The sequence below is a fragment of the Streptomyces sp. bgisy159 genome (genome assembly GCF_057707805.1).
In genome coordinates this window covers 22,188-29,044 of the sequence record NZ_JBYIQX010000066.1, presented here as the reverse complement: position 1 = coordinate 29,044, position 6,857 = coordinate 22,188, and the positions used below count along the sequence as shown (strand labels likewise).

The following is a 6,857-nucleotide window of genomic DNA, read 5'->3' as shown; positions in this document are numbered from 1 at the left end:
CCCCCCCCCCCCCCCCCCCCCCCCCCCCCCCCCCCCCCCCCCCCCCCCCCGGGACAGCGCCTACTGCACGATCGTGATCCGGTTCGGCACCGGGGGCGCGATCGGGTCGGTGGCCGAGGAGTTGGCCAGCAGGTACTGCTCCAGGGCGGCCAGGTCGTCGGTGCCGACCAGGTCGTCGGTGCCCAGGCCCAGCGTCGGGAAGTTGTCGCCGCCTCCCGCGAGGAAGCTGTTCGTCGCGACGCGGTAGGTGGCCGACGGGTCGATCGCCGCGCCGTTCAGCCGGACGGAGTCCGTGACGACCCGGTCGGCGCCGGTCTTCGTCAGGTCCAGGGTGTAGGTCAGGCCGGAGGACGGCTGCAGAATCCTCGGCGCGGCCTCGTTCTTGCCGCTCACCTGCTCCTTCAGCACCTGGACGAGCTGCTCACCGGTGAAGTTCTGCAGGTTCACCGTGTTGGCGAACGGCTGCACGGTGAAGCCCTCGGCGTACGTCACCACACCGTCGCCCTCGCTGCCCTTGGCCGCGTAGGTGAGGCCGGCGCGCACCCCGCCCGGGTTCATCAGTGCCAGGTCGGTGTCCGGGTCGAGCTGCTTGCCGTAGGCCAGTTGGGCGTCCGCGATGAGGTCGCCCATGGGGGACTCGGTGCCCTGGTTGGTGATGTCGGCGGAGATGTGGCCGATCGGGCGGTTGCCGATCGGGGCGGCCAGCGTGTCCCACCGGTCGATCAGCTCGGTCATGTCGGGCGCCTTGGGGACGTCCCGGGTGACCACGTGGTTCGCCGACTTCACCGCCGTCCGGGCGATGTCACCGGTGAACCGGTCGTAGGTCAGCGTGGTGTCGGTGTAGAGGCGGCCGAAGGACGAGGCGGAGGTGACCATCCGGGGCCGGCCCGCCGGGTCGGGGATGGTGCACGTGTACGCCTGGTGGGTGTGCCCGGTGACCAGCGCGTCGACCGCGGGGGTGATGTTCTTCGCGATGTCGACGATCGGGCCGGAGATGCCGTCGCCCGCACCCGGCGAGTCACAGTCGTAGTTGTAGGCCGAGGAGGCCGGGAAGCCGCCCTCGTGGATCAGGGCGACGATCGACTTGACGCCCCTGGCCTGCAGCACCCTGGCGTACTTGTTGATGGTGTCGACCTCGTCCTTGAAGGTGAGGCCCTTGACGCCGTCGGCGGAGACGATGCCCGGGGTGTTCTCCAGGGTCACCCCGATGAAGCCGATCTTGACGTCCCGCTTCTTCCAGATCCAGTACGGCTTGAGGATCGGCCGACCGGTCTTCTCGTCCTGGACGTTCGCGGCCAGGTACGGGAAGTCGGCGCCGCCGAAGCCCTCGTCGGTGTAGCAGCCGTCGGTGGGGTGGCAGCCGCCGTTCTGCAGGCGGGACAGCTCCCTGGCGCCTTCGTCGAACTCGTGGTTGCCGACGCTCGTCACGTCCAGGTCGAGCTTGTTCAGCGCCTCGATGGTGGGCTCGTCGTGGAAGAGGCCCGAGAGCAGCGGGGAGGCGCCGACCATGTCGCCGCCGGCCGCCGTGATGGAGTACTTGTGGCCCGCGCGGGCCTGGCGCAGATGGGTCGCCAGGTACTCGACGCCACCCGCGTCGACGGTCTGCGTGGTGCCGTCCTCGTGGGCCTCGGTGACCCGGCCGGAGGAGCCGGACGGCGGCTCCAGGTTGCCGTGCAGGTCGTTGAACGACAGCAACTGGACGTCCTGGTAGCGGCCGGGCCACGGGTGGTGGTGGCCCCGGCCCCGGCCGTCGCTGGCGTCCGCCGGCAGCGCCGCGGCCAGGGCGCCGACGGTGGCGAGCACGGCGGCACCCGCGAGCGTGCGGTAGGTCCGGCGTCTGCGGCTCGGGTACGACTGGGAAGTGGCTGGCATGCGCCCCCCTGTGGTTGCGTCCCCCGGGCCGGGCCGGCCCGGTGAGGCGGGTGTGGATCTACGCCCCCGTCCGGCCGCAGCCTAGAGTCAACGCGCGTAGCGCGACAGGGGTTTCGCGGTTACATCCTGGTTTACCTTTTCCGACGTCTGCGCTTTCGGGCCCGCGCGCCGCCCTCCCCTTACCCTCGTATGCATGACCAGCGACGACCCCGCACGGCTCCCGCTCCCCGTCTCCCGAACCATCGAGACCTTCTCCGCGCTCACCCCGGACCGGATCGAGGCGGTCCTCGACCTGCTCGCGGAGGCCGCCCGTACCGACGGTCAGCAGGCGGTGTCCGAGCAGGGTCGGCTACAGCTGCGCGGCGGCGAGCGTGAGGGCGTGTCCCATCTGCTGCTGTCCGAGAACGGCCAACTCGTCGGGTACGCCCAGCTGGAGGACACCGACCCCATCGAGGCGCCGGCCGCCGAACTCGTCGTCCACCCCGCGCGCCGCGGTCACGGCCACGGCCGGGCGCTCGGCTCCGCCCTGCTCGCCGCCTCCGGCAAGCGGCTGCGGATCTGGGCCCACGGCGGCCACGCCGCCGCCCGCCACCTGGCGCAGGTCCTCGGTCTCACCCTGTTCCGCGAACTGCGTCAGATGCGGCGTCCGCTGACGGGGCTCGACCTGCCCGAGCCGGTCCTCCCGGAGGGGGTGACGGTCCGTACGTTCGTCCCGGGCGCCGACGACGCCGCCTGGCTCGCCGTCAACGCCGAGGCGTTCGCGCACCATCCCGAACAGGGCTCCCTCACGCAGCGCGACCTGGACGCCCGCAAGGCCGAGCCCTGGTTCGACCCCGCCGGCTTCTTCCTCGCGTTCCGCGGCGACCGGCTCCTCGGCTTCCACTGGACCAAGGTGCACGCGGAGGAACAGCTCGGCGAGGTCTACGTCCTCGGCGTCTCGCCGGACGCGCAGGGCGGCGGCCTCGGCAAGTCCCTCACCACCATCGGCCTGCGCCACCTCGCGAGCCAGGGCCTGCCCACCGCGATGCTCTACGTCGACGCCGACAACAAGGCCGCGGTGTCCGTCTACGAACGGCTCGGGTTCGTCACCCACGAGGCGGACCTGATGTACCGCACGGAGACCTGACCGAGGCGGGTCCCGGGTCGGGCGGCCGGCCACGCGACGGGGGCGCGGGCCGGCGGCGGCGGTCCGTCCACGGGTGGGGGCCGGTACGCGGTCTGTCACGAGCGGGGGCCGGGAGAGCGCTCCCGCCCGCCCCGCCGATCGGCGCCGGCCCCTCCCCCGGCGTGGGCCGGCGGGCGCGCCCGCCGCACGGCACCGCCGTACCGCCCGAGGCCGGCCGGTGGCCGACACGTCCCCCGCGCCTCGGCAGCCGCCTACCCGGCGCCGGCGGCGCAGGGCCCGGCTCCGCGGCCGCGTCCGACGCCTGTGATCCGCCCCGGGCTATCCCACACGTCATGTCTCCGTAACCAGCGATTCAGACAGGCTTGCGACCCTCGGCCAATGACCGCCGCCGTGCCCGAGCCTTCACCGCCCCCGGAGGGGACACCCAGGGGCAGGAACGTCGCCGCGCTCCCTCCCGCGCGTTCCGACGCGCCCGTGACGCCGGTGGCGCGGAAGAATGGGTCCATGAGCCAGTCGAACACCCGGTCCGAGACACCGCACGCGCAGCCCTCCGTGGGCTCCATAGCCGCGCACCGCCCGCACACCGTCGCCGCCGTGGTCTCCGATCTGGAGCCCGACCTCGACGCCGACCTCGACGACTACGAGGAGTCACAGCTCGACGGCGCGACCGGCGTCCAGCTCCCGCAGGGCCGCTTCCTCGACCGGGAGCGCAGCTGGCTCGCGTTCAACGAGCGCGTCCTCGAACTCGCCGAGGACCCCGGCACCCCGCTCCTGGAACGGGCGAACTTCCTCGCGATCTTCGCCAGCAACCTGGACGAGTTCTTCATGGTCCGGGTGGCCGGCCTGAAGCGCCGCATCGCCACCGGGGTCGCCACCCGCTCCGCCTCCGGGCTGCAGCCCCGCGAGGTGCTGGAGATGATCTGGGCCCGCTCCCGCGAGCTGATGGCCCGGCACGCGGCCTGCTACCACGAGGACGTCGCCCCGGCGCTCGCCGAGGAGGGCATCCACCTGGTCCGCTGGCACGAGCTGACGGAGAAGGAGCAGGCCCGCCTCTTCACGCTCTTCCGCCACCAGATCTTCCCCGTGCTCACCCCGCTGGCCGTCGACCCCGCGCACCCCTTCCCGTACATCTCCGGGCTCTCCCTGAACCTGGCCGTGCGGGTGCGCAACCCCGTCACCGGCACCCCCCACTTCGCCCGGGTGAAGGTGCCGCCGCTGCTCTCCCGCTTCCTGGAGTGCTCCCCGGGCCGGTACGTCCCCCTGGAGGACGTCATAGCGGCCCACCTGGAGGAGCTGTTCCCGGGCATGGAGGTGCTGGAGCACCACACCTTCCGGGTCACCCGCAACGAGGACCTGGAGGTCGAGGAGGACGACGCCGAGAACCTGCTCCAGGCCCTGGAGAAGGAACTCATGCGGCGCCGCTTCGGGCCGCCGGTTCGCCTGGAGGTCGAGGAGAACATCGACCGGGAGATCCTCGACCTGCTGGTGCGCGAGCTGAAGGTCTCCGAGGCCGAGGTGTACCCGCTGCCCGGTCCGCTCGACCTGACCGGCCTGTTCCGCATCCACAGCCTGGACCGGCCGGAGCTGAAGTACCCCAAGTTCGTCGCCGGCACCCACCGCGACCTGGCCGAGGTGGAGTCGGCGTCCGCGCCGGACATCTTCGCCGCGCTGCGCAAGCGGGACGTGCTGCTGCACCACCCGTACGACAGCTTCTCGACGTCCGTGCAGGCCTTCCTGGAGCAGGCCGCGGCCGACCCGGACGTCCTGGCGATCAAGCAGACCCTGTACCGGACCTCGGGCGACTCGCCGATAGTCGACGCGCTCATCGACGCCGCCGAGTCCGGCAAGCAGGTCCTCGTCCTGGTCGAGATCAAGGCCCGTTTCGACGAGCACGCCAACATCAAGTGGGCGCGCAAGCTGGAGGAGGCCGGCTGCCACGTCGTCTACGGCCTGGTCGGCCTGAAGACGCACTGCAAGCTGTCGCTCGTCGTCCGCCAGGAAGGCGAGACGCTGCGCCGCTACAGCCACGTCGGCACCGGCAACTACCACCCCAAGACGGCCCGCCTCTACGAGGACCTCGGCCTGCTGACCGCCGACCCGCAGGTCGGCGCGGACCTGTCCGACCTGTTCAACCGGCTGTCCGGCTACTCGCGCCGGGAGACGTACCGGCGCCTGCTGGTGGCCCCCAAGTCGCTGCGCGACGGCCTGGTCCAGCGGATCAACAAGGAGGCCCAGCACCACCGTGCCGGCCGGCCCGCCTACGTCCGCATCAAGGTCAACTCGATGGTCGACGAGGCCGTGATCGACGCCTGCTACCGGGCGTCCCAGGCCGGCGTGCCGGTCGACATCTGGGTGCGGGGCATCTGCGCGCTGCGCCCGGGCGTGGCCGGCCTGTCGGAGAACATCCGGGTCCGCTCCGTCCTCGGCCGGTTCCTGGAGCACTCCCGGGTCTTCGCCTTCGGCAACGGGGGCGAGCCCGAGGTGTGGATCGGCAGCGCCGACATGATGCACCGCAACCTCGACCGCCGTATCGAGGCCCTGGTCCGGGTCGTCGACCCGGCGCACCGCGCCGCCCTCAACCGGCTGCTGGAGACCGGCATGGCGGACACCACCGCCTCCTGGCACCTCGGCCCGGACGGCGAGTGGACCCGGCACGCGGCCGACTCGGACGGTCAACCACTGCGCAACGTCCAGGAGATGCTCATAGACGCCCGGAGGCGCCGGCGTGGCACAGCGACACCATGACCTGACGGACCCCGCGGCCGGCCGCGCCCGCACCGGGGACGCCCTCGCCGGCTACCTCCGGGCCCAGGCCACGGAGTTCCTGCGGGCGCTGCGCCAGCACCGGGAGACCGGCGGCGGCGCCGCGGGCGGCGGGGACGGGTCGGCCGACGCGGCACGCGCCCTGCGCCGCTCGGCCCGCCGCATCAGCGGCAGCCTGCACACCTTCCGCCCGCTGCTGGACGCCGACTGGTCCGAGGAGATCCGCCCCGAGCTGGCCTGGATCTCCGGCACCCTCGCCCTGGAACACGCCTACGAGTCGCGGCTGGAGCGCCTCCTGCTGGCCCTGCACCGGCTGTCCGGCTCGGCCGCGCCGATGGTCCCCGCGCAGGGCGGCACGGGCGAGCACGCCGAGGAGGTGGCCGCGGGCGGCCGCCCCGCCCGGGCCTCGCGGGCGGGTACGACGGCCCTGGACCACGCCGGTTCCCCGGCCCCCCTGGACCGCGGTCACCTCACCGTGGGCGCCGCGAAGGCCGGCGCCCTGCTCGACCGCCAGCTCACCCTCGCCCGCACCCGCGCCCACTCCACCGCCCTGCAGGCCCTCGGCTCGTCCCGGTTCCACGCCGTCGCCGACAAGGTGGCGCTCCTCGCCAGCGACGTCCCGCTGGCCCCGGCCGCGGCCACCGCCGACCTGCGTCCGCCGGCCGCCGCCGCCGAGGAGCGCCTGGCCGACGCGGTCGCCGCCCTGCCCCTGATCACCGCCGGCCTCCCCTACAACGCGGAGGCCCTGGTCCACGGGCTGTCCCCGGAGCCGGCCCCGCACCCGCAGGACGCCCCCTGGCACCAGGTCCGCCTGCTGCTGCGCCTGCACCGCTACGCGCTGGACGTCCTGCACGGCGACGACCGCGCCCCCGACGTACGGCTGCTGGCGGCCGGCGAGGCCCTCGACCGGCACCGTGACGCGGCGGAGGCCGCCGCGGCGGCGGCGCAGGCCGCCCGCACCCCCCGGATCGCCCCGGCGACCGCCTACGCGCTCGGTGTCCTGCACGCCGACCAGCGGCATGAGGTGGAGGCGGCGCGGTACGCGTTCCAGCACACCTGGCGGCGGCAGGCCGTCGGCACGCCCTGACCCCACCCG

General features: G+C 73.5%; 4 protein-coding genes. 3 read left to right on the top strand and 1 reads right to left on the bottom strand.

Features of this window, described 5'->3' with window-relative positions; translation table 11 throughout:
- Positions 1–60: 60 nt before the first annotated feature.
- Positions 61–1,872, bottom strand: a complete 1,812-nt coding sequence (locus AC3ET3_RS34185; RefSeq protein WP_432139560.1) for a bifunctional metallophosphatase/5'-nucleotidase — start codon at positions 1,870–1,872, stop codon at positions 61–63.
- Positions 1,873–2,065: 193 nt separating this feature from the next.
- Here AC3ET3_RS34185 and mshD point away from each other — a divergent pair, with 193 nt between their 5' ends.
- The 3 genes from mshD (at position 2,066) to AC3ET3_RS34170 (ending at position 6,848) form a co-directional block, all read left to right on the top strand.
- Positions 2,066–2,998: a mycothiol synthase gene (gene mshD / locus AC3ET3_RS34180; protein ID WP_432139559.1), complete on the top strand. Its 933-nt coding sequence runs from the start codon at positions 2,066–2,068 to the stop codon at positions 2,996–2,998.
- 504 nt (positions 2,999–3,502) lie between these two features.
- On the top strand, positions 3,503–5,743 hold the full coding sequence (locus AC3ET3_RS34175; RefSeq protein WP_432139558.1) for an RNA degradosome polyphosphate kinase: 2,241 nt from the start codon (positions 3,503–3,505) through the stop codon (positions 5,741–5,743).
- Complete coding sequence (locus tag AC3ET3_RS34170) at positions 5,724–6,848, top strand: CHAD domain-containing protein (RefSeq protein WP_432139557.1); 1,125 nt, start codon at positions 5,724–5,726, stop codon at positions 6,846–6,848. The genes AC3ET3_RS34175 and AC3ET3_RS34170 overlap by 20 nt, the downstream gene beginning before the upstream one ends.
- Positions 6,849–6,857: the final 9 nt, after the last annotated feature.